This is a genomic window from Bacteroidota bacterium (assembly GCA_039821555.1).
In the GTDB taxonomy this organism is placed as follows: domain Bacteria; phylum Bacteroidota; class Rhodothermia; order Rhodothermales; family Rubricoccaceae; genus JBCBEX01.
This window is the reverse complement of sequence record JBCBNX010000083.1, coordinates 1-510: the sequence shown is the minus strand read 5'-3', so window position 1 is coordinate 510 and position 510 is coordinate 1. Positions and strand designations below refer to the sequence as shown.

At 64.7% G+C, this 510-nt stretch carries 1 protein-coding gene; it reads right to left on the bottom strand.

Annotation, left to right across the window (positions count from 1 at the left end; all coding sequences use genetic code 11):
- On the bottom strand, nt 1–510 hold a 510-nt coding region (locus tag AAFU51_18975; GenBank protein ID MEO1573317.1), incomplete at both ends, for a dimethylglycine dehydrogenase.

Genomic DNA, 510 nt, shown 5'->3' with positions numbered 1-510 from the left:
ATGAAGCGGTCGAGCCCGGACTCGTAAGCCGAATACTCGATCGAGAGCTCGCGGCCCATCGTGCGGTAGGACTTCTCAATCCGCATCGTGTCCATTGCACGGATCCCGAAGGGGCGGATGCCGAAGTCCTCGCCGGCTGCCATAAGCGCATCAAAGATCGTCGTCTGCATCCCGATCGGGTGATGCAGTTCCCAACCGAGTTCGCCGACGAAGTTGACGCGCAGTGCGTCCGCTGAAGCCGGCCCGACGGAGATCGGCTTACCCGTCAACCACGGAAACTGATCGTTGCCGAGGTCCGTGCGCGTCACCCGCTGGAGGACATCGCGTGACTTCGGCCCGGCGAGGACGAGGACGCCATTGGCGTCCGTGATCGGTGTGAGCGTCACGCTGCCATCGGCGGGCAGCAACTTGCCGAGGGTGTCGTGGTCGTGCCGTTCGAGCGCGCCGGCTGAGACGAGGTAGAACCCGTCCGGCTTGCGGTAGACGGTGAACTCGGACCGCACACCGCCG